19 protein-coding genes are annotated in these 19,519 nt (G+C 71.7%); 6 read left to right on the top strand and 13 right to left on the bottom strand.

The window, feature by feature from the left end; all coding sequences use genetic code 11:
- The first annotated feature begins 29 nt into the window (after positions 1-29).
- Positions 30-1,148, top strand: coding sequence for an acyltransferase family protein (locus OHU89_RS30965; protein ID WP_405647708.1), 1,119 nt, complete (start codon positions 30-32; stop codon positions 1,146-1,148).
- Between the two features lie 64 nt (positions 1,149-1,212).
- Complete coding sequence (locus tag OHU89_RS30960) at positions 1,213-2,100, top strand: class I SAM-dependent methyltransferase (protein WP_405647706.1); 888 nt, start codon at positions 1,213-1,215, stop codon at positions 2,098-2,100.
- A 75-nt stretch (positions 2,101-2,175) separates the two neighbouring features.
- On the opposite strand, the gene OHU89_RS30955 is transcribed toward OHU89_RS30960, so the two are convergent.
- Positions 2,176-2,817: a TetR/AcrR family transcriptional regulator gene (locus OHU89_RS30955; protein ID WP_405647704.1), complete on the bottom strand. Its 642-nt coding sequence runs from the start codon at positions 2,815-2,817 to the stop codon at positions 2,176-2,178.
- Positions 2,818-2,902: 85 nt separating this feature from the next.
- On the opposite strand from OHU89_RS30955, the gene OHU89_RS30950 reads away from it, so the two are divergent.
- Positions 2,903-4,300: an FAD-dependent oxidoreductase gene (locus tag OHU89_RS30950; RefSeq protein ID WP_405654723.1), complete on the top strand. Its 1,398-nt coding sequence runs from the start codon at positions 2,903-2,905 to the stop codon at positions 4,298-4,300.
- Here the strand turns inward: OHU89_RS30950 and leuE are convergent, their stop codons facing one another.
- Positions 4,301-4,948, bottom strand: a complete 648-nt coding sequence (gene leuE, locus OHU89_RS30945) for a leucine efflux protein LeuE (RefSeq protein ID WP_365392234.1) — start codon at positions 4,946-4,948, stop codon at positions 4,301-4,303.
- Between the two features lie 18 nt (positions 4,949-4,966).
- Entirely contained in the window at positions 4,967-6,547 is a 1,581-nt protein-coding gene (locus OHU89_RS30940; RefSeq protein WP_405647702.1) for a methylmalonyl-CoA mutase, read from the bottom strand.
- 139 nt (positions 6,548-6,686) lie between these two features.
- On the opposite strand from OHU89_RS30940, the gene OHU89_RS30935 reads away from it, so the two are divergent.
- On the top strand, positions 6,687-7,493 hold the full coding sequence (locus OHU89_RS30935; RefSeq protein ID WP_405647700.1) for a L,D-transpeptidase family protein: 807 nt from the start codon (positions 6,687-6,689) through the stop codon (positions 7,491-7,493).
- A 189-nt stretch (positions 7,494-7,682) separates the two neighbouring features.
- Here the strand turns inward: OHU89_RS30935 and OHU89_RS30930 are convergent, their stop codons facing one another.
- The 6 genes from OHU89_RS30930 to OHU89_RS30905 all read right to left on the bottom strand — a co-directional run bounded on the left by OHU89_RS30930 (position 7,683) and on the right by OHU89_RS30905 (position 13,134).
- Positions 7,683-8,972, bottom strand: coding sequence for a hypothetical protein (locus OHU89_RS30930; RefSeq protein ID WP_405647698.1), 1,290 nt, complete (start codon positions 8,970-8,972; stop codon positions 7,683-7,685).
- Positions 8,972-9,634, bottom strand: coding sequence for an RNA polymerase sigma factor (locus OHU89_RS30925; protein WP_405647696.1), 663 nt, complete (start codon positions 9,632-9,634; stop codon positions 8,972-8,974). The genes OHU89_RS30930 and OHU89_RS30925 overlap by 1 nt, the downstream gene beginning before the upstream one ends.
- Before the next feature lie 296 nt (positions 9,635-9,930).
- The gene (locus tag OHU89_RS30920; RefSeq protein ID WP_405647694.1) at positions 9,931-10,629 is read right to left on the bottom strand and encodes a hypothetical protein; all 699 of its coding nucleotides are present in this window, start codon (positions 10,627-10,629) and stop codon (positions 9,931-9,933) included.
- A gap of 51 nt (positions 10,630-10,680) precedes the next feature.
- Positions 10,681-11,301: an RNA polymerase sigma factor gene (locus OHU89_RS30915; protein ID WP_405647692.1), complete on the bottom strand. Its 621-nt coding sequence runs from the start codon at positions 11,299-11,301 to the stop codon at positions 10,681-10,683.
- A gap of 181 nt (positions 11,302-11,482) precedes the next feature.
- A complete protein-coding gene (locus OHU89_RS30910) occupies positions 11,483-12,703 on the bottom strand; it encodes a DUF4241 domain-containing protein (protein ID WP_405647690.1) in 1,221 nt (406 codons plus the stop codon).
- On the bottom strand, positions 12,700-13,134 hold the full coding sequence (locus OHU89_RS30905; protein WP_405647688.1) for a hypothetical protein: 435 nt from the start codon (positions 13,132-13,134) through the stop codon (positions 12,700-12,702). The genes OHU89_RS30910 and OHU89_RS30905 overlap by 4 nt, the downstream gene beginning before the upstream one ends.
- A 243-nt stretch (positions 13,135-13,377) precedes the next feature.
- On the opposite strand from OHU89_RS30905, the gene OHU89_RS30900 reads away from it, so the two are divergent.
- Positions 13,378-16,053, top strand: a complete 2,676-nt coding sequence (locus tag OHU89_RS30900; RefSeq protein ID WP_405647687.1) for an FG-GAP-like repeat-containing protein — start codon at positions 13,378-13,380, stop codon at positions 16,051-16,053.
- An 87-nt stretch (positions 16,054-16,140) separates the two neighbouring features.
- Here the strand turns inward: OHU89_RS30900 and OHU89_RS30895 are convergent, their stop codons facing one another.
- Positions 16,141-16,488 (bottom strand): hypothetical protein, encoded by a 348-nt coding sequence (locus tag OHU89_RS30895; RefSeq protein WP_405654721.1) that lies wholly within the window; start codon positions 16,486-16,488, stop codon positions 16,141-16,143.
- 224 nt (positions 16,489-16,712) lie between these two features.
- On the opposite strand from OHU89_RS30895, the gene OHU89_RS30890 reads away from it, so the two are divergent.
- The gene (locus OHU89_RS30890; protein WP_405647685.1) at positions 16,713-17,198 is read left to right on the top strand and encodes a DUF1877 family protein; all 486 of its coding nucleotides are present in this window, start codon (positions 16,713-16,715) and stop codon (positions 17,196-17,198) included.
- 108 nt (positions 17,199-17,306) lie between these two features.
- Here OHU89_RS30890 and OHU89_RS30885 read toward each other — a convergent pair whose 3' ends face one another.
- The 3 genes from OHU89_RS30885 to OHU89_RS30875 form a co-directional block, all read right to left on the bottom strand.
- The gene (locus OHU89_RS30885; RefSeq protein WP_405647683.1) at positions 17,307-17,855 is read right to left on the bottom strand and encodes a hypothetical protein; all 549 of its coding nucleotides are present in this window, start codon (positions 17,853-17,855) and stop codon (positions 17,307-17,309) included.
- A 74-nt stretch (positions 17,856-17,929) separates the two neighbouring features.
- On the bottom strand, positions 17,930-18,433 hold the full coding sequence (locus OHU89_RS30880) for a hypothetical protein (protein ID WP_405647681.1): 504 nt from the start codon (positions 18,431-18,433) through the stop codon (positions 17,930-17,932).
- A gap of 352 nt (positions 18,434-18,785) precedes the next feature.
- Positions 18,786-19,472, bottom strand: a complete 687-nt coding sequence (locus OHU89_RS30875; RefSeq protein ID WP_405647679.1) for a DUF4328 domain-containing protein — start codon at positions 19,470-19,472, stop codon at positions 18,786-18,788.
- Positions 19,473-19,519: the final 47 nt, after the last annotated feature.

Here is a 19,519-nt window from a genome sequence, read left to right as displayed (position 1 = left end):
GTAGGAACAGCTGTATCGAGGGGATATCCGTGACCACGACGACGGTCCGCCAGGTGATCGAGACGCCCCGGCGGCCGGACCGGACGGCTCCCCGTGAGACCCGTCTGCGGGCCCTGGACGGACTGCGTCTGGTGGCCGCGCTGATGGTGGCGGCCTACCACTACGGCGGTCGGGGCGGCGAGATCACGACGGCCTGGGGAAGTTCTCCGAAAGACCAGTTCCCGACGCTGAGCGGGTATTTCGCATACGGCTGTCTCGGCGTACAGGTCTTTTTCGTGATCAGCGGATTCGTGATCTGCATGAGCGGCTGGGGCAGACCGCTGAAGTCGTTCTTCGCGTCCCGCGCGTCCCGCCTGCTGCCCGCGTACTGGGTGGCGGTCGTGCTCGTCACGGTGGTGTTCGCGCTGCCGATGGTCGCCTTCAAGGCGGTGGCGCCGAGCGACGCCCTGGTCAACATGACGATGCTCCAGCAGCCGTTGGGCGTCGACCGGGTGCTGGGCGTGTGCTGGACGCTGTGGGCGGAGGTCCGCTTCTACGCCCTGTTCGCCCTGTGCGTGGTCCTGCCCGGAGCCTCCCGGCGCCGGGTGATCATGTTCTGTGCGGGCTGGACGCTGGCCGCGGCGATCGCGCAGGCCTCCAAGGAGCCGCTGCTCGACATCGTGCTGATGCCCGAGTACGCCCCCTTCTTCATCGGCGGTGTCGGTCTCTACCTCGTCCACCGCGACCGACGGGACATCTACGCGTGGGGCATCGTCGCCGTCAGCTTCCTGATCGGCCAGCACTACGCGGTCCGCAGCCTGTGGAACGCGGCCGACCCGAACGCCTTCGCACACCGCACCACCCTCGGCATCGTCCTCGTCGTCGCGTTCGGTTTCCTCGCCGTCACCGCGATCGCGCTGGGCTGGCTGAACCGGGCGAACTGGCGCTGGCTGACCGTGGCCGGGGCGCTGACGTACCCGTTCTACCTGGTCCACGAGCACCTCGGCTGGGTGGTGATCCACGGGCTGCACATCGGGCTCGGGCTGCCGTCGGCGGAGACGTTCGCGCTGACGGTCGCCTCGATGCTGCTGCTGGCCTGGCTGATGAACCGATACGTCGAGAAGCCACTGACCCCGAAGCTGCGTTCGGCCTTGGCCAAGGCTCGCTGAGGTTGTTCACCGGACGTTCAGCGCGGGGAAAGTTGGGGCGGGCTCCAGCGAGCAGACATGCTCCATGGCCAACGCACAGCAGACGTACACGTACCCCGGTGAACTAGGCGACGTACCGGGCTGGTTCCCTCCCCTCGACCAAGTCCTGTTCACCTGGTTCCTCGACCGGCAGCGGACGCGGGGCCTCACCGGCGACCTCCTGGAGCTCGGCGCCTACATGGGCAAGAGCGCGATCCTGCTCGGCCGGCACCTGGAGGAGGGCGAGCGGTTCACGGTCTGCGACCTCTTCGGCGGCGACGCCCCGGACGGGGCGAACAAGGCCGAGACCGCGAAGTCGTACGCCTCCCTCACCCGGCAGGCCTTCGAGCGGAACTACCTCTCCTTCCACGACACCCTCCCGAGGGTGATCGAGGCGCCGAGCTCGGTGATCTCCTCCGAGGTCGCGGCGGGGAGCTGCCGATTCGTCCACATCGACGCCTCGCACCTGTACGAGCATGTCCGGGACGACATCGGTGCGGCTCGGGAGATCCTGCTGCCGGAGGGTGTGGTGGTCCTCGACGACTTCCGGTCCGAGCACACGCCGGGGGTGTCGGTCGCGGCGTGGGAGGCGGTGCTGAACCGTGGGTTGCGGCCGATCTGTCTCAGTACGCAGAAGCTGTACGGGACGTGGGGTGATCCCTCGTCGGTGCAGGAGGAGTTGCTGGAGATGCTGCGGGGGCGGGCGGACTGTGGGTTGAGTGTGCAGCACGCGGCGGGGCATCGGTTGGTCCGGGCTCGCTCCGCGGGGGTGCGAGGGCCTGAGTTTCCCAAGTCGCGGCACTATGTGGCGCCGCCGGTGGAGCCCGTCCCCGCGTCTGAGCCTCGCCGCTCGTCGGCCCGCCGTATCGCCGTGGATCTGTTGCCGCCGGTTATCACGCGGGCCGTGCGGAAGGCTATGACAAGCCGCGCCTGAGTGGTTTGCCGCGGGTCCGTTGTGGCTGGTCGCGCCCACGCGGCGGAGCCGCAAATCGACACAGCCTCCCGCCCCTTACGGGGCGCTCTCGATGCCCTTGATGATCAGGATCAGCCCCTCCTCGAAGTGCCGTTCATAGTCCGCGAAGATCTCCGCGCCCGCCGCGGCCGACAACGGGAAGTCGGCCATCTGGCGGGCGCGTTCGTCGATGTCGTAGCCCTCGCGGCGTTCGCCCGGCAGCGGCTCGACGCCCTGTTCCTCGATGACGAAACCGAGGGTGTAGAGGTACGTCGTCGTGAGGGCGCGGACCGCCTCGGCGAGGGGGAAGCCCGCGGCCGTGAACAGGCGGAGGTTCTCCTCCATCTGCTCCACATGCACCGGGCTGGTGAACCGTGAGCCGCTGAAGACCCTCGCGCCGTCGCGGTAGCCGAGCAGCGACGCCCGCAGCCCACGGTTGCTCACGAGCAGCCGTTCCTGCCAGGTGTGGTCCGGGTCGGAGGGCGTCCTGGCGACCATGCGCCGGTACATCTCCGTCGCCATCTCGTCGAGCAGCGCCTGCTTGTCCTTGAAGTGCCAGTACAGGGCGGGTGCCTTGACGTCGAGTTCCTTGGCGATGGCGCGCAGGGTCAGCCCGTCCAGGCCCACCTCGTTCAGGAGCTTCAGGGCGGTGTCCGCGACCCGGGTGCGGTCGAGGGGCGCGCGTCGTTCGGTAGTCACACTTGACAGCTTAACGGCGTTAAGGGCACGCTCATGGCCGACGGAACTTAACAGCGTTAAGGAGAGTGGTCGTATGCGTACCGATATGCACACCGACGTACTGATCGTGGGTGCGGGCCCGACCGGCCTCGCCCTCGGTATCGACCTGGCCCGGCGCGGGGTGGACGCGCTGGTGGTGGAGAAGGCCGAGGAGCTCTTCCCCGGCTCGCGGGGCAAGGGCATCCAGCCGCGCACGATGGAGGTCTTCGACGACCTCGGCGTCCTGGACGCGATCCACGCCGCCGGCGGCAGCTACCCGGTCGGGATGGTCTGGCAGGACGGCAAGCGGGTCGGCGAGCACCAGATGTTCGAACCGGCCGAGGCGACGGAGGACTCCCCGTACAACGCGCCGTGGATGGTGCCGCAGTGGCGGACCCAGCAGATCCTGGCGGCGCGGCTGACGGAGCTCGGCGGCGAGGTCGCCTTCGGACGCGAGCTGACCGGTCTCGCCCAGGACGAGGAAGGAGTGACGGCCCGCTTCACGGACGGCGAGGACGTCCGCGCCCGGTATCTGGTGGCGGCGGACGGCGGCCGCTCGGCGGTGCGGCGGGCGCTCGGCATCGGGATGACGGGCGAGACGGTGGACCCGCAGCCGATGCTGGTGGCGGACGTACGCCTGACCGGCCTGGACCGCGACTACTGGCACGTCTTCCCGCCGAGCGGGGAGGGCGACGGATTCCTGGCGATCTGCCCGCTCGCGGGCACCGAGGACTTCCAGGTGGCGGCCCGGTTCCCGGCGGACACCGCGGTGGACGTGTCACCGGACGGCGTCCGCAAGGCGGTCGCCGCCGGCTCCCACCTCGACCCCTCCGATGTGACGGAGGTCCGCTGGACCTCGGACTTCCGCCCCCGCATGGCCCTCGCGGACCGCTTCCGCTCGGGCCGGGTCCTCCTCGCCGGCGACGCGGCCCACGTCCACTCCCCGGCGGGCGGGCAGGGCCTCAACACCAGCGTCCAGGACGCCTACAACCTGGGCTGGAAGCTGGGCGCGGTACTGCGGGGCGATGCCTCGGCGACGCTGCTGGACACCTACGAGGAGGAGCGGCGCCCCATCGCCGCGGACATGCTCGGACTGTCGGCGAGCGTCCACCGCGGGGAGACCCGACGCGGTGACGCGACCCGGCAGCTGGGGCTGGGGTACCGGGACTCGTCCCTCACCCAGGAGACGAGGGCGACAGCGACCGGGGTACGGGCGGGCGACCGCGCACCGGACGGGCTGCTGGGCGGGACACGGCTCTTCGACGCGTTCCGGGGGCCGCACTGGACACTGATGGCGGTCGCCAGCGAGGCGCCGGAGGTGCCGGGGGCGGTCAAGGTCGTACAGGGAGATGAGCAGGCTTCGTACGGAATGGGCCTGTTCCTGATCCGCCCGGACGGCTACGTGGGCTGGGCGGGCGAGACGGCCGACGGGCTCGGGGAGTACATGGCGCGCCTGGGCCTCTAGTCACACACCGCTCGCGAGCGACAGCTTCACCGCGAATCCCAGGAACAGCGCCCCCGCCGCCGATGTCGCCCCCGCCGACAGCCGCCTCCGGCGACGGAACGCGTCCGCCAGCCTCGTCCCGCTGAATATCAGCGCGGTGAGATACAGGAAGCTCGCGAACTGCGCGAGCACACCGAGCACGACGAAGGACAGGGCCGGGTACGCGTACCCGGGGTCGACGAACTGCACGAAGAAGGCGACGAAGAACAGGATCGCCTTGGGGTTGAACAGGCTGATGACCAGGGCACGGCGGTAGGGCCGCTCATCGGCGGCACCGGGTTCCGCGACCGCGGCCGCCTCCCCTCGCGCCCGCCACATCCCCCACGCGGCCCGCAGCATCCCGACCGCCAGCCAGGTCAGATATCCGGCGCCCGCGTACTTCACGATCCCGAACAGCACGGCGTTGGCCTGGAGCAGCGAGGCGACCCCCGCGGCCGACAGCGTCATCAGCACGGCGTCCCCGCACCACACCCCGGCCGCCGCCGTGTACCCCGCCCGCACCCCGCGCCGGGCGGCGACGGAGAGCACGTACAGGGAGTTGGGCCCGGGGAGGAGAACGATCAGGACAAGGCCCGCGAGATAGGTGGGGAGGTCGATGACACCGAACATGAAAGCGAGTGTCGCACGCTAGAACACATCCGCCGGAACGTATGTCCCCCAGACCTCCCGCAGGGCGTTGCACACCTCGCCGACCGTGGCCCGGGCCCGCAGCGCCTCCTTCATCGGGTACAGGACGTTGTCCTCGCCCTCGGCGGCCTTCTTCAGGGCCGCCAGGGCCGAGTCCACCGCCCGCTGGTCGCGCTCGGCGCGCAGCCCGGCCAGCCGCTCGGCCTGCTGGGCCTCGATGGCCGGGTCGACGCGCAGGGGCTCGTACGGCTCCTCCTCGTCGAGCCGGAAGCGGTTGACGCCCACGACGACCCGCTCGCCCGCGTCCGTCTCCTGCGCGATGCGGTAGGCGCTGCGCTCGATCTCGTTCTTCTGGAAGCCGTGCTCGATGGCCGCCTCCGCGCCACCGAGGTCCTCGACCCTGCGCATGAGGTCGAGGGCGGCCCTCTCCACGTCGTCCGTCATCCTCTCGACCACGTACGACCCCGCGAACGGGTCGACCGTCGCCGTCACGTCCGTCTCGTACGCCAGGACCTGCTGCGTACGCAGGGCCAGCCTCGCCGACTTGTCCGTCGGCAGCGCGATCGCCTCGTCGAAGGAGTTCGTGTGCAGGGACTGCGTGCCGCCCAGCACCGCCGCGAGGCCCTGGACGGCGACCCGGACCAGGTTCACCTCCGGCTGCTGGGCCGTCAGCTGCACCCCGGCCGTCTGGGTGTGGAAGCGCAGCATGAGGGACTTGGGGTTCTCCGCGCCGAACTCGTCCCGCATCACGCGCGCCCAGATGCGCCTGGCCGCACGGAACTTGGCGACCTCCTCCAGGATCGTCGTACGGGCCACGAAGAAGAAGGAGAGACGCGGGGCGAAGTCGTCGACGTCCATTCCGGCCGCCACCGCCGTGCGGACGTACTCGATGCCGTCGGCCAGCGTGAAGGCGATCTCCTGCGCGGGCGAGGCCCCCGCCTCCGCCATGTGGTAGCCGGAGATCGAGATGGTGTTCCACTTCGGGATCTCGGTCCGGCAGTACTTGAAGATGTCGGCGATGAGCCGGAGCGACGGCTTCGGCGGGAAGATGTACGTCCCCCGCGCGATGTACTCCTTCAGCACGTCGTTCTGGATCGTGCCGGTCAGCTGCCGCGCCGGTACGCCCTGTTCCTCCGCCACCAGTTGGTACATCAGCAGCAACAGGGCCGCGGGCGCGTTGATCGTCATCGACGTCGAGACCTGGTCCAGCGGGATCCCGTCGAACAGCACCCGCATGTCGTCGACCGAGTCGATCGCCACGCCCACCTTGCCGACCTCGCCGTGGGCGATCGGGGCGTCCGAGTCGTGGCCCATCTGGGTCGGCAGGTCGAAGGCGACCGAGAGGCCCGTCGTGCCGTGGGCGATCAGCTGCCGGTAGCGGGCGTTGGACTCCGTCGCCGTACCGAAGCCGGCGTACTGGCGCATGGTCCAGGGCCGGCCCGTGTACATCGACGGGTAGACACCACGGGTGAAGGGGTACGCGCCCGGCTCGCCCAGCTTCTCCGCAGGATCCCAGCCGTCCAGGGACCCGGGACCGTAGACCGGTTCGATGGGCAGTCCGGACTCCGACTCGCGCGCCATGGTGTGCCGCCTCCCGCTGAGGAATCACTCGCCGGTCCCTCACAACAATGCCGCGCCGTTCGCAACCAGTCATCCGCGGGAAGCCATCTCTGGTGACACGAGTGGTGAGAAGGCGGGGGCGGACATGCGTACAGAGGGCATGAGGAGAGTGATCGCCGCGTTGGTGGCGGTGGCGGCCGTGGGCGGCTGCACCGTGCAGGCGGCGGAGGGTGACGGGAAGAGCCCGGTGCGGGTCGAGCTGCCCAAGAGCTCCCCCTCGTCCTCGGCCGGCGCGGAGGACGGCAAGCCCAGCGCCGAGCCGACGAAGACCCCGCCGAAGGTGCTCCTCTCCCCCGGCGACACCGGCCGTGACGTCCGTGAGCTGCAGGCCCGGCTGCGACAGGTGGCCTGGATCTTCGAGGGGCCGACGGGGACGTACGACGGGATGACCGAGGAGGCCGTCAAGGGGTTCCAGGGCAAGCGTGGGCTGCCGAAGACCGGCGAGACCGACTCCGTCACCTGGCAGCGGCTGCTGAAGATGACCCATGAGCCCGGCAAGTGGGAGCTGTATCTGATGGGCGGGCAGCCGGCCGACAAGCCGGACGCACGCTGTCTGACGGGCCGGGTGCTGTGCATCAGCAAGTCCAGCCGCACACTGCGCTGGATGGTGGACGGGCGGACCGTCACCACGGTGCCGGTGCGGTTCGGCTCGGAGTACACACCGACCAGGGAAGGCGTGTTCAGCGTCTACTGGAAGTCGCGCCACCACGTCTCGACGCTCTACGACTCACCGATGCCGTACGCGATGTTCTTCAGCGGCGGCCAGGCGGTGCACTACTCGTCCGACTTCGCGGCCCGGGGCTACGCGGGCGCCTCGCACGGCTGCGTCAACGTGCGGGACGAGGCGGCGATCGCGGAGCTGTTCGACGAGGTCCGCGACGGCGACAAGGTCGTCGTGCACTGGTGACCTGTGGGGCGCGGGCGGGACCGGGGGAACGTGTCCCGCCCGCGCCGAGGTGCACGAGCCGTGAGTACGGGGGGAACCCCGGCTCTGTGCGACGGCCGATGACCAGTCGGCTCACTCATCTCAGCGCCACCGCGGCCGAAAATGTCACACCCGTCGCGGAAAAAGTTCAACACCCCGGGGACATGCAGGTCACAGGGCGGAGTAGGACGGGTTGGGCGACGGTTCGGGAACGGCGGCGGCGCGTTTCGGCTGCAGCGTGGCGTCGTCCGACGGGGACGGCGAGGGGGTGGAGAGGCCACCGTTCTGGTGGTGGTCGTTGCCGTCGTTGCCCTGGTCATTACCGCCGGGGGCTCCGTGGTGGCTTTCGTCGTCACCGCCCGGACCGTCCTGGTCCTTGTCCGAGTCCCTGCGGTCGTCTTCCGGACCGGCCTGACCGTCGGAGGTCTTCAGTACGTCGTTGCAGTACTTCCACACGCGCGTGGAGCCGCCCGCCAGCCCTTCCAGGGCGCGTCTGCGGTCGGTGGACAGCCGCTTGCCGTCACGGATGTCGCGGCAGGCCGACGGGGCCCCGTCCCACCAGGAGCCGAAGCCGCCCGTCCGGCCGTGTCCGTCGGGGTCGGCGCTCGGAGCGCCGCCCGCGTCGGAACGCGGGGTGCCTTGATCGGGGGAAGCACCGGCGGAACCTTCGGGCGTCGGCTCGCCCTCCGCGGCACCGTCCGGCGACGGCGACACCAGCGGACGGTCCGGTGTCACCGCGGCCGACACCGAGGCACCGGGCCGCGGCCCGTCCTCCCCGAACGGCTTCGGCAGCACCCCGGTCGCAGCCGCGGCAACCACCCCACCGACCATCCCGAACGCCACCACAGCAGCCACCCCGAACCGCACGTGCCGCCGATGACGGGAACGCAGGGCACGGTGACCGGGAGCGCCGATACGGATGAGCCCGGCGTCGGTGGAGGGGCCGCCACCGGGGGCGGCGGAGGGGCCGCGACGGGAGGCGTCAGCCGACCGGGGGTGACCTGAGGGGCTCACCGACCGGTCGTGACCGGAGGTGGCAGCCGACACGGCGTGACCTGAGGGGCTGGCCGACGGGGCGTGACCTGGCGCGGAGCCGGACAGGGTGTGCCCGAAGTCGGCCGCCGGTGAGGCATGACCGGCAGCGTCAGCCGACAGCGTCTGGCCGGAGGCGGCGCCCGGTGAGGGGGTGGGTGCGGTCGGCGTGGCCCCGGGGGCCGGGTGGGTTCGGGTGGCAGCCGTGCCGCGGTTTGCTTGTGCCTTGCGGAAGGCGGCCAGGGCGGCGGCCTCGCCGGGGAGTTCGGCGCTGCTCATCGGGGGTTCCACGGAGAGCGCGCCGAGGGTCTTGGCGAGACGCTCGGCATCGTCGCGGTCGGCGGCGTCGACAGCGTTGTCCAGTGACTCGCCGCGCAGCAAACGCTCCGCCGTTTCGCGGTCCAGCCACCCGTACTGCTTGTCGGCCATCACATGTCCTTCTGCGTCCGCGGACGCGTATGCGTCACACTCGCGGACGTCACCGCACGAGTGTGCGGCTCTCGCTGGGGCGGGAGCGCGTCGAGCACACCGTCCGCTTCCAGATCGGCGCCGAGCAGTTCGGCGAGCTTCTTCAGACCCCGGTGCGCGGCGGTCCGTACGGCCCCCGGCCGCTTGCCCAGCGTCTCGGCGGCGGTCTTGGCGTCGAGACCCACCACCACCCGCAGCACCACGGCCTCGGCCTGGTCCTGCGGAAGACGGGCGATGAGGGAGAGGGTGCTGTCGGTGGCCAGGGCCTCCATGGCCTCGCCCGCGGTGTCGGACTCGCTGGCCTTCCCCGTCAGCTCGGTCTCGTCGCCGCCGATGGCGGGGCGGCGGCCGCGCATACGTATGTGGTCCAGGGCGCGGTTACGGGCGATACGGGCGGCCCAGCCGCGAAAGCGGTCCGCGTCCCCGCTGAACCGCTCGAGGTCCCGGGCGATCTGCAGCCACGCCTCGGAGGCGACGTCCTCGGCGTCCGGATCACCGACCAGCGTCCGGACGTATCCGAGCAGCCGCGGGTGCACGGCGCGGTACACAGTCCGGAACGCGGTCTCGTCCCCGTCCTGTGCCGCAAGCACCGCGGCGGTCAGCTCCGCGTCATCCCCCAGCACGCATGGTTCCTCAGTCGATGGTCGCGGCCCCGAGGCCGCCTGCGATTGCGGTGATCTCTCGCTTCCGCGCTCGGCGCGAAAGGCACGTTACGACCTGAAACCGCTGCTCGTCCATGTCCGTACAAGATGCAACTACCGCGGGACGGGGCGGGTACTCCCCCGGTGTGACAGAAAACGCATCCATGGCGCTGTAGGAAGTACGGGTCGCCGCGCGGCCCGTGCCGCGCGACGGCCGGGGCCTCTCCTGTGGGGGGTGGCGGCCCCGGCCGTTGCTTTGGCTGCGGGGTCCTGCCGGGCTACTGCTTCTTCTTGCCGGCCGTGTTGTCGGCGTTCTTCTCGCTCTTGCCGGGCTCGTCCGCCTTCTCGCCCTGTGCCAGCTGGTCCGCGCAGTACCGCGCGAGGTTCCCCTCACCACCGGCCGCGTCCACGAGCCGCTGCCAGGCCGTGGAGTTCAGTGCGCTGCCGCGGCCCCGCACCTTGTCGTAGGCGCGGCAGAGGGCCTCGGTGTCCTGGGCGGTGACCGGACGGTCGGGCTGTGCGGAGGGGCTTTCGGTGGCGGGGGCCGTGGTGCTCGGCTGCCGTACGGGGGCGGACGTCCGCGGCCGGGGCGGGTCCTTCTTCTCGGCCTCGGGCGACGAGCCGCCCGTGCCGATCGTGGCGAACGCGACGCCGCCGAGGGTGAGGCTCGCCAGGAACACGGAGAGCGTGGTCCGCAGCGAACGGGACACCCGGCGCTGCTCCCGGGGCCGCCAGTCGTCCCGGCGGCGGGTGCGGGCCCGGTGCTCCCCGGCGTCGCGGGCGGCCCGGAACGCGGCGACGGCCTGCCGCTCGCCCTCGTCACCGGCGCGGTTCGCGCGCGGGGCGGCGTCCGCGCGCATGGCGGCGGCGAGCAGCGCCTCCAGGCCGTCGGCCCCGTCGGCGTCCGGGGAGCCGGTACCGCCAGGGTGCACATGCCGACGGCCGGGGACCCCGCCGCCGCTCCGCCCTTCACCCATGCCCGTTCCCGCCCCTGTCCCTGTCCCTGTCCGGCCTGCCGCCGTCGTCCTTCACTGCTTCGACTCCCCCAGCGTCCGGGGATCGTCATCCGTCACACTCTCGACGCCCAGCTGCTGAGCCAGACGCTTCAGCCCCCGGTAGGCGGCGGTACGCACCGCGCCCGGCCGCTTGCCGAGGACGCGGGCGGCGGAGGGACCGTCGAGACCGACGACCACCCGCAGCAGCACGGCCTCCGCCTGATCGCGGGGCAGGCCCCGGACCAGCTCCAGGGCGTGGTCCGTGGAGATGGACTCCAGCGCCTGGTCGTGCGTGCTGTGCGGGCCCGGCAGATCCAGTACGTCCTGCTCCAGCGCCGCCGACCGGGGCCGCACCTTCAGCCGGCGCAGATGGTCCAGCGCCCGGTGCCGGCCGATGGTGGCGGTCCAGCCGCGGAAGCCGGCCCCGTCGCCCTTGAACCGGCCGAGGTCGCGGGCGATCTCCAGCCAGGCGTCGGAGGCCACGTCCTCGGCGTCGTCGCCGACGATCCCGCGGAGGTAGCCGAGCAGGCCGGGCTGCACGAGCCGGTACGCGACCGCGAAGGCGGCCTCGTCGCCTTCCTGGGCCCGCGCGACGGCCGCGCCAAGCTCCCCGTCGTACGCCTGCACGCGGCGGGGTTCCCCTCCTCGACCCAAGAACTGTCCTCGTCCGTACCGGTTCGTGGCGGTCCGGCACCGTTCTGCATGACCGCCTCTGCGGGTGTTCCCCCACGGTCAACAGCGCCGGACGCCCCAGATGTGTCACTGCGCCCCGCGTGTCGCGGGGACGGCCATGGACGCGGCGGGCTTCCCCGGATCCACCGCGTCCACGGCCTGATCAGGTGACGGCCTCCGCCGGGCTCGGCTCCGCCCGGTGCAGGACCAGCATGTCCGCCACGAAGCATGTGACCTCCCCCTCCCGGTCCCGGCCCACCCAGACCGGGTAGGAGCCGTCGCCCCGGCCGCTCGGGTAGGCGACGAGGTTGGTGCCGTTCGCCGGGTCGTCGACGACCGCGACACCGTGGACGTCCTCCACCTGCGTACCGGCGACCAGGTCGTCCCAGTACCGGCGCCCGAGGTCGGGTGCGGCGGTGGCGTCGGTGAAGGCGGCCGTACCGGCGTCGACCCCGAAGCCGTAGAACTCACCCTCGCCCAGCAGCCGTTCGTCCTGCCCGTCGAGCAGCGCGGCATCCCAGCGCACGGCCGGCCGGTCGGAGACCAGGACGCGCGCGGCGACGTACTCCTCGAACTTCGCGGCGGCGCGGGCGATCTGCACCGGGTACCTCCCGGGCGCCACCGTCGCGGTGAACCCGGCGTCCTCGTCGCTCGCCCCGTACGTGGGGTCCTTCGCCACCAGCCGCCCGCTGGGCAGCAGCAGCGTCCCCGCCTCGATCGGCTCGCGCACGGTGTACTCGCCGTCGGGCGACGAGAACCGGGTGCCCGCGACGAACAGTTCGGCCAGGTGACTGGGCCGCATCCCTTCGGGTGCCCGCCAGTTGGGCTGGGCGGTCCCGCCCTGCGGTACGTCCGTGATCTCCCGCAGCTCGACGCGGTCCGCGCCCTCGATGCCCAGCGGCGCGAACAGCCGCTCCCAGCACCCGAACCCGGGCACCTCGAACCACCGCTGCCCGTCCGGCACCTGGGCGACCGTGTGCCGCGAGCCACCCTTGTCGCCCTGCGGCTCGACGATCTCGGAGCCCCGCCCGTCCGGCCACAGCGACACCGTGACCCGCCCCGCGTCCGGCGCGAACTCGGGCGCCAGGTCGTCCGGGTAGGCCCATGCACTCCGGCGCCGCAGGAAGAGCCGGTCCGCGTCCAGCTGCCGCAGATCGACCTCCAGGAAGCGCCGCCCCTGGGCGTCGTACACCGCAACGCCGAGGTAGTTCCGCGCCCGCGCCACCTGCGCCACCACGGCCTCGGCGCTGCCGGTCTGCCGCAGTACGACGGCGTACGGCTGCCCCGCCGCATCCCGCGCGGCCGCCTCCTCGGGACCGATCGGCCCGAGGACGGACCCGGCGTCCCAGCCCATGCCGTACGCGACGTCGATGGTCCGCGTCACGCCGCGCTCCTTCGCCGGACCCGCCCGTGCAAGGTCAGATAGAAGGTCTGCAGGGACTCCTCGGGGCCGCCCGCCTCGAAGCGGTTGAGGACCTTGCCGAGGGGGTTCCAGACCCGGCCGTCGGGCATCCGGACGCCGACCGGCTGACCGAAGTACCCGCGCTGCGCCTCGTCCAGATCGACCCACACCGCGCCCGCCCGGCGCACCAGCACCTCACCGACGTAGGCACCCAGCGCGAGCAGCGGCCCGCTCACCCGCTCCCGGTCGGCACCCCCCTTGCGCAACCCGTCGACCAGGAAGTCGACGACCCGCAGACTGGCCACGGAGTAGTCCAGCGGCAGCCGGTTGCGGGCGGTGACCCGGGCGACGAACTCCGCCGCCCGCCCTCGCATCCCGCTCGCGCACGGCACCCGTTCGGCCTGCTTCTCCATGGCCCCCACCCCTTCGTTCGGCTTGCACTCCCCGCTGTCCCAGCGGATGCCGCCCCAGGAACATCACGGGTCACGGACGTGGCCCTTCCCACACAGATGCCTCACAGGCTCCGTGCAACCTTTTGTTTTCTCGTACGTCGTCGTCACGCAACGCGTGATGTTTGGCCAAAGCTGTGCGCTGTCTGTAGGTGCTGCCCAAGTGGCCGCCGATACGACCGTGTTCATCTTTCAGGGGTGGGATTCTTGAGTCCTCGCAACAGCCGTGCGTACAGACCGCTCAGTCTCGGAAGACGGGCCTGGCTCACCGCCGGGGCCGTCGTCCTGAGCGGTGCGGGCATCGTCACGTACGCCATGGCCGATCCGGGAGCGCAGTCCGACAGCAGGGCCGGGGGCCGTGAGCCGGCCGTCCACACGCTCAGGCTCCAGAGCGAGGGCTCGGGCCGCAAGGGGCTCGACCGGCGGGAGACGGACCGGTTCAGCGCGGTCCTCGTCACCTGGGACAACCCCGACGCGAAGTCCCCGGGCACGGCCGAAGTGCGCACCCGGGACGCCGAATCGGGCAAGTGGTCGGGCTGGCAGAAGCTCCAGGACGACCCGAGCCAGGCCGACGGGGCCGAGGGCGAGCGGGCCGCGCTGCGGGGCGGTACGGAGTCGTTGTGGACCGGTGACTCCGACGGTGTCGAGGTGCGGGTCGTGAACGCCGACGGCACGGAGGCGGGTGGGCAGCCTGCCGGTATGGACGTCAAGCTCCTCGACCCCGGTACGGATCCCGAGGGCAGCGGGGTGGAACCGGCGGCGTTCGTGGCGGAGACCCAGACGCCCGTGGCGGTGACGACGAACACGCCGACGGCCACGGCGACCGACAGCCCCACGGCCGGCCCGACGGAGACGGTCACGGAGACGCCGAGCGGCACTCCCTCCGAGTCGGCCTCGGAGTCGGCCTCCCCCTCCGCGTCCCCCTCCCCCACCTCCACCGTCCCGGCCCCGCGCCCCTCCACGGTCGTGAAGCCGCCGGTGATCACCCAGGCCGAGTGGGGCGCGTCCACGGACTACGACGGCACACCCGGCTACGGCACCGAGATCAAGGCCGCCGTCATCCACCACACCGGCATGGACAGCGACAACACCCTGTCCTGCGCCGACTCCCGGGCCCGGCTGCGCTCCATCCAGCAGGAGCACTTCGCGCGCGGCTACTACGACATCGGCTACAACTTCGTCGTCGACAAGTGCGGCCAGATCTTCGAGGGCCGCAGCGGCGGCATGGACCTGCCGGTGATCGGCGCGCACGACATCGGGTTCAACACGAACACGGTCGGCATCTCGTACATCGGCAACTACGAGAGCGCCAAGCCGAGCAAGGCCGCGCTCGACGCCATCGCGCGGATCGTGGCGTGGAAGTTCGGGATGTACGGCATCGACCCCACCGGCAAGGTCACCCTGGTCTCCGGCAGCGACGCCGGCGTCGACGGCAACAAGGTCGCCAAGGGCTCCTCGATCACGCTGCCCCGGGTCTTCGGGCACCGGGACACCAATGCCACGGCCTGCCCGGGCGCCAACCTCTACTCGAAGCTGTCGACGATCGCCACGCTCGCGAAGACGCCGGGCATCTCGCACGCCCTCCCCGCCTCCGACTACAACCGGGACGGCGTGACCGACCTGGTCGCGGGCGTACCGAAGGCCAACGCGGTGAAGGTGGTCCCGGGCAGCGTCGACGGCCCCGTCACGGCTTCGAAGGTGACACTCACGCAGAACAGCGCGGGAGTCCCCGGTTCCTCCGAGACCGGTGACGCCTTCGGCACCTCGACCGCCTGGGGCGACGTCAACGGCGACGGCTACGCCGACCTCGCCGTCGGCTCCCCCGGCGAGGACGACACCAGCGGCAACGCCGACCGGGGCAACGTCACCGTGATGTACGGACCGGCGCTGAACACCGGATTCTCGTACACCACTTCGGGGGTCACGGCGGCCGGTGCCAAGCTCGGTTCGACGGTCGCCGTCGGTGACTTCGACGGCGACGGCAAGGCCGACGTCTTCTCGGCGGGCGCCGGCAAGGGCGGCAACTGGAACGCGCGACTGGGCGCCGGAAAGTACACGTACGGCACGCTCACCACCGCCACCGGCGCGGTCGCCTACCTGGACGCCGCGACGGGCGACTTCAACCGGGACGGCTACGCGGACGTCGCCCTCAACTACCGCGACACCGGCTCCATCGGCCGCGTGGTCCGCTTCGCGGGCTCGTCGACCGGACTGACCAAGGCCGGCGTGATCTCCGTCAAGGGCGGCCGGTCCATCGCCGCCGGTGACGTCAACGGCAACGGCTACGACGACATCGTCATCGGCCAGCCGGTCGCCTCCGAGTCCGGCGGAAAGTCGGGCGGCCAGATCACGATGGTGCCGGGCACGTCGACCGGCTTCACGACCACGGGCATGACGGTGATCCACCAGGACACGACGTCCGTCCCCGGCGGCAACGAGTCCGGCGACGCGCTCGGCAGCTCGGTCTCCGTCAGCGACTACAACGCCGACGGCTACGCGGACGTCCTCGCGGGCGCCCCGGGCGAGGACCTGGTCCGCGACGGGGTGAACCGCACCAACGCGGGCAACGCGATCCTGGTCAAGGGCACGGCGTCGGGGCTGACGGGCTCCGGCTCGGTGGCGGTCTCGCAGGACACCTCGGGCATCCCCGGGTCCACGGAGACCGACGACCGCTTCGGCTCCTCGGTCTCCCTGACCGACCTCTCCGGCTACGGCCGCGCCGACCTCACCTTCGGCGCCGACAACGAGGACACCGGCGACGGCATCCTCCTCCACCTGCCGAGCAACAGCACGGGCCTCGGGTACGCGGACGCGGTGATCTACAGCAAGACCACGCTGGCGACACCGACGGACGCGCGGCTGGGCCAGGCGCTGGCGCCGTAAGGCACCGGAACCGCCGGAACGACGGCCGGGACCCCGCCCACTGCCCGGGGTCCCGGCCGTCCCGGGAAGCCGCTCAGGAACCGGCCCTCACGGCCGGGCGGCACCCGTCGCGTCCCGGCACAGCAACCGCAGCGACCCGTGCCCGGCGAAACACCGCCGGGCCTCGTCCATCGGATCCCACAGCAGCCCGTCGGGCGTACGGATCCAGTGGTCACCCCCGCTCGTCCACCACTCGGCACCGGACTGACGGGCGATCACCTCACCCGCGTACGCGCCGAAGCCGCGCAGCACCGCCTCGACGGCTTCGTACGGCGTGCCCTCGCGTCGCAGGTCCTCGACCATCCGGTCGACACGCCACAGACTCTGCGCCGAGTAGTCGAGCCGCACCCGCGCGCCCTCGCGCATCGTCGCCACCGCGTCCGCCGCCCACCGCATCGGCTTCGCCGCCGCCGGGGGCCTGGTCACCTGAGGTGTCGTCACATGGGTCGTCACATCCCCAAGAGCGTGCGGGGGAGCCGGTTCGTCACCCGATTCCGGCCCCATTCCCGATACCGGCGCAGGACCGCCCCACCTCCGCCCCACGACGGGCACAGTCCCCTCTCAGGTGCGCGTTTTGCCCGGGAGTGACGGTTCGCCGCTCCCGTGCGCTCCTGTCACTGATGAGCATGTACTTCCACTTCCGCGCCATTCCGCCCGCCGCACTGCGCAACAGCCCGGCCTGGCTGGAGAAGCTCTTCGAGGACGACTGGGACGCCGTACGGGTGCGCATCGGCCGCCACCGGGAGGAGGTGCTGGACGGCGGCTACCTCGACCAGGAGCGCCTGTACACCGATGCCCTGACCGGCGAGGGCCCGCACACGCACGTGGTCATGGGGGGCAGGCCGATATCGCACCCCGACCCGTCGGCACCGCCGTTCCTGCTGCTGACCGCGGCCCAGACGAACCGCGTCGCCGCCTATCTCGCCACCGCCGACTTCGAGGACCTGTGGCGGAACGCGCGCGTCGACCTGCTGAAGCCGTACGACGGCCAGGACGCGGAGCCGGAACTGCGCTGCGCGTTCGCGGCGGCCCATCGGGATCTCACGGCGTTCTACGGGCAGACGGCGCAGTACGGCGATGCGGTGGTGAAGTGGCTGGTCCTCTGAGCCTCGCTGTGGCCGGGTGGCTGAGTGGTCGGGTGGCTGACCAACCGAGCCTCACCGCAGCGGAGTGGCCGGGTGGTCGGGTGGCTGACCCACTCACCCTTCAGGCCGTCAACTCCGCCCCCGAGCCCGCCGCGACACCACCGCCCGCAACACCCGGCGCCCCTCCACCGACACCTCCAGCGCCCGCCGCAACCCCGCCGTGCCGTGTCCGGCGAGTACCTCCAGGACGGTGACCTGGCGGCGCAGTTCGGCGGCGACGAGCGGGGGTATGCCCTCCGTGCGGCCTTCGCGGCGGGCGTCGAGCGGGGCGTCGTCGGCGGCGGGGTCGAGAAGCCGGTGGATCTGGAGCGAGGCGACGGAGCAGGCGTCGGCCCACATTCGCACCTCGGCGGCGTCCGGCGTGGCGGGCGCGGCGTCGAGCATCCGGCGGGCGAGCACGGCGGCCTCGTCCTCGGCGGCTTCCTCCCCGCCCCCGAGCTTGCCGCGCGCGACCTCGAGACCCGCGCCCCAGTCGCCGGTGTCGGCGAGGCTCGCCCACAGCGGTCTCAGGAGCTCGTCGTCACCGCCCAGCAGGGGCACGCACCGGTCCAAACAAGCCAACCCGCTGGCGGCCAGTCCGCGTTCGTCGGCCTGAGCGATCAGCTCCACCAGACTCATCCACGCCTCCCTCGCCTGCGGTTTCCCTGACGGAGCCCGCACTTCCCCTTACTGCGTGCGACGGCGCCGGAGTGTCACAGGGGGACCACGGCGAGTCGGTCGAGCAGCCGGAAGAACAGGTTTTCGGCCAACGGGTCGGGGTCCGCGGTCAGCACCTCCACCAACCCCTCGGCCGCCACGGCGTGCCCGGCCTCCTCGGCCCACGAGACGGCCCGTTCGGCGGCGTCCCGCGGCTCCAGGAAGTAGTCCTCCAGCGTGAGGCCCTCCTTGTCGGCGCCGATGTACTTGGCCATCGCGGCCCGCGCCAGACACGTCGTCCACGCCCCGCTGCGGGGCCCGGCCGCCTCCACGACCACACAGTCGCTGTCCATCACGTACCCGAAGAGCGCGGGCGCCCCGGTCTCCCGGGCCAGTGAGTTCATGGACCCGACGTCCCCCTCCCCGCTCGGGTACTCCCACACCTGCCACCCCCCGGACGCCTCCGCCCGCAGGCTCAGCCCCTCGGCCCCCGCCAGCGCGTCCAACTCCCCGAGCGGCCGCTCACTGCGGCCCACGACGAAATACCCCCAGTAGCCCATTCCCGGCTCCCCCCGGCGTCTCGGCTGCGGCTCGGGGCCGAATACACCACAGTCGCACGGCAGTTCGCAGCCGTATCGGACAATCCGACCCTCCAGACGTGCACGGGGCCGACCCGTCAGGCGGGAACGAGAGCTGATACCTCAGGCGGGAACGGGGACAGGCCCGTCAGGCGGGAACGAAGGCCGACGCCTCGGGCGGGAACGGGAGCAGGCCCCTCAGGCGGAGGCAGCGGCCGGTCTCCAGGCGGAGACGAGGCGCGCCCCTCGGACGCAGACGCGAACCCGCCCCGGCAGCTACGAGGGCCGGTCCCTCGGCCCGGGACAGGGGCCGACCCATGCAGCCACCAGTCCCTCAGGCGAAGACAGGGGCGGGCCCCTGCCGCACCTTCTCGTTCTGCATCCGCGTCAGCCGCAGCACGACGACGATGGCGAGCGCGGCGGCCACGATGTCGACGACGTCCGCGAACAGCATCTGGCCCGCCGCGTCCTGGATCTCCTCGGCACTGTCGGCCTTGGTGTACGCGCGGGACGCGGCCCGTCCGGAGAGCAGCGAGATGACCCAGAACGTCCACCAGGTGTTGACGAGCCCGTGCGGCCGGGGCGCGCCCCAGGGGCTGCTGGCGTCCCAGATGTCCAGCGTGATCCGGCGCGGGAACCAGAGGTTGACGATCGGCACGATCCAGCCCCAGATCGCCCAGCTCCGCGTCTTGCCGTGGCCGTCCGGCCGGAACACCTCGGCGTTGACCCGCACCCGGTGGAACCAGCACACGAACAGGACGGCGGTCGTGAGCAGCGCGGCCGTCTGGACGGTGCCGGCGATGGAGTAGAGCCGGTCCGCACGGTCGGCGCGGTCGCCGACCGCCGCGCCGCTCGCCAGGTCGCCGGTCACGTCGCGCATGACGACGTCCGCCCAGACCGCGAACAGGTCGGTGGCGATCACGACACCGAGCCCCGCGACGGCGGCCCACCCGAACCCGATCGGCGACCGCAGCCAGGCGGTCGGTACGGCGTTGAGCTGGGCCTGCGGATTTTCGATCATGGTGAGGCTGTCCCCCCCGAGTACTGAGAAATCGGAACGCCGCACCC

The sequence above is a fragment of the Streptomyces sp. NBC_00019 genome, assembly GCF_045041015.1.
In the GTDB taxonomy this organism is placed as follows: Bacteria; Actinomycetota; Actinomycetes; order Streptomycetales; family Streptomycetaceae; genus Streptomyces.
The sequence above is the reverse complement of the archived record's forward strand: the minus strand, read 5'-3'. Positions and strand labels throughout refer to the sequence as shown.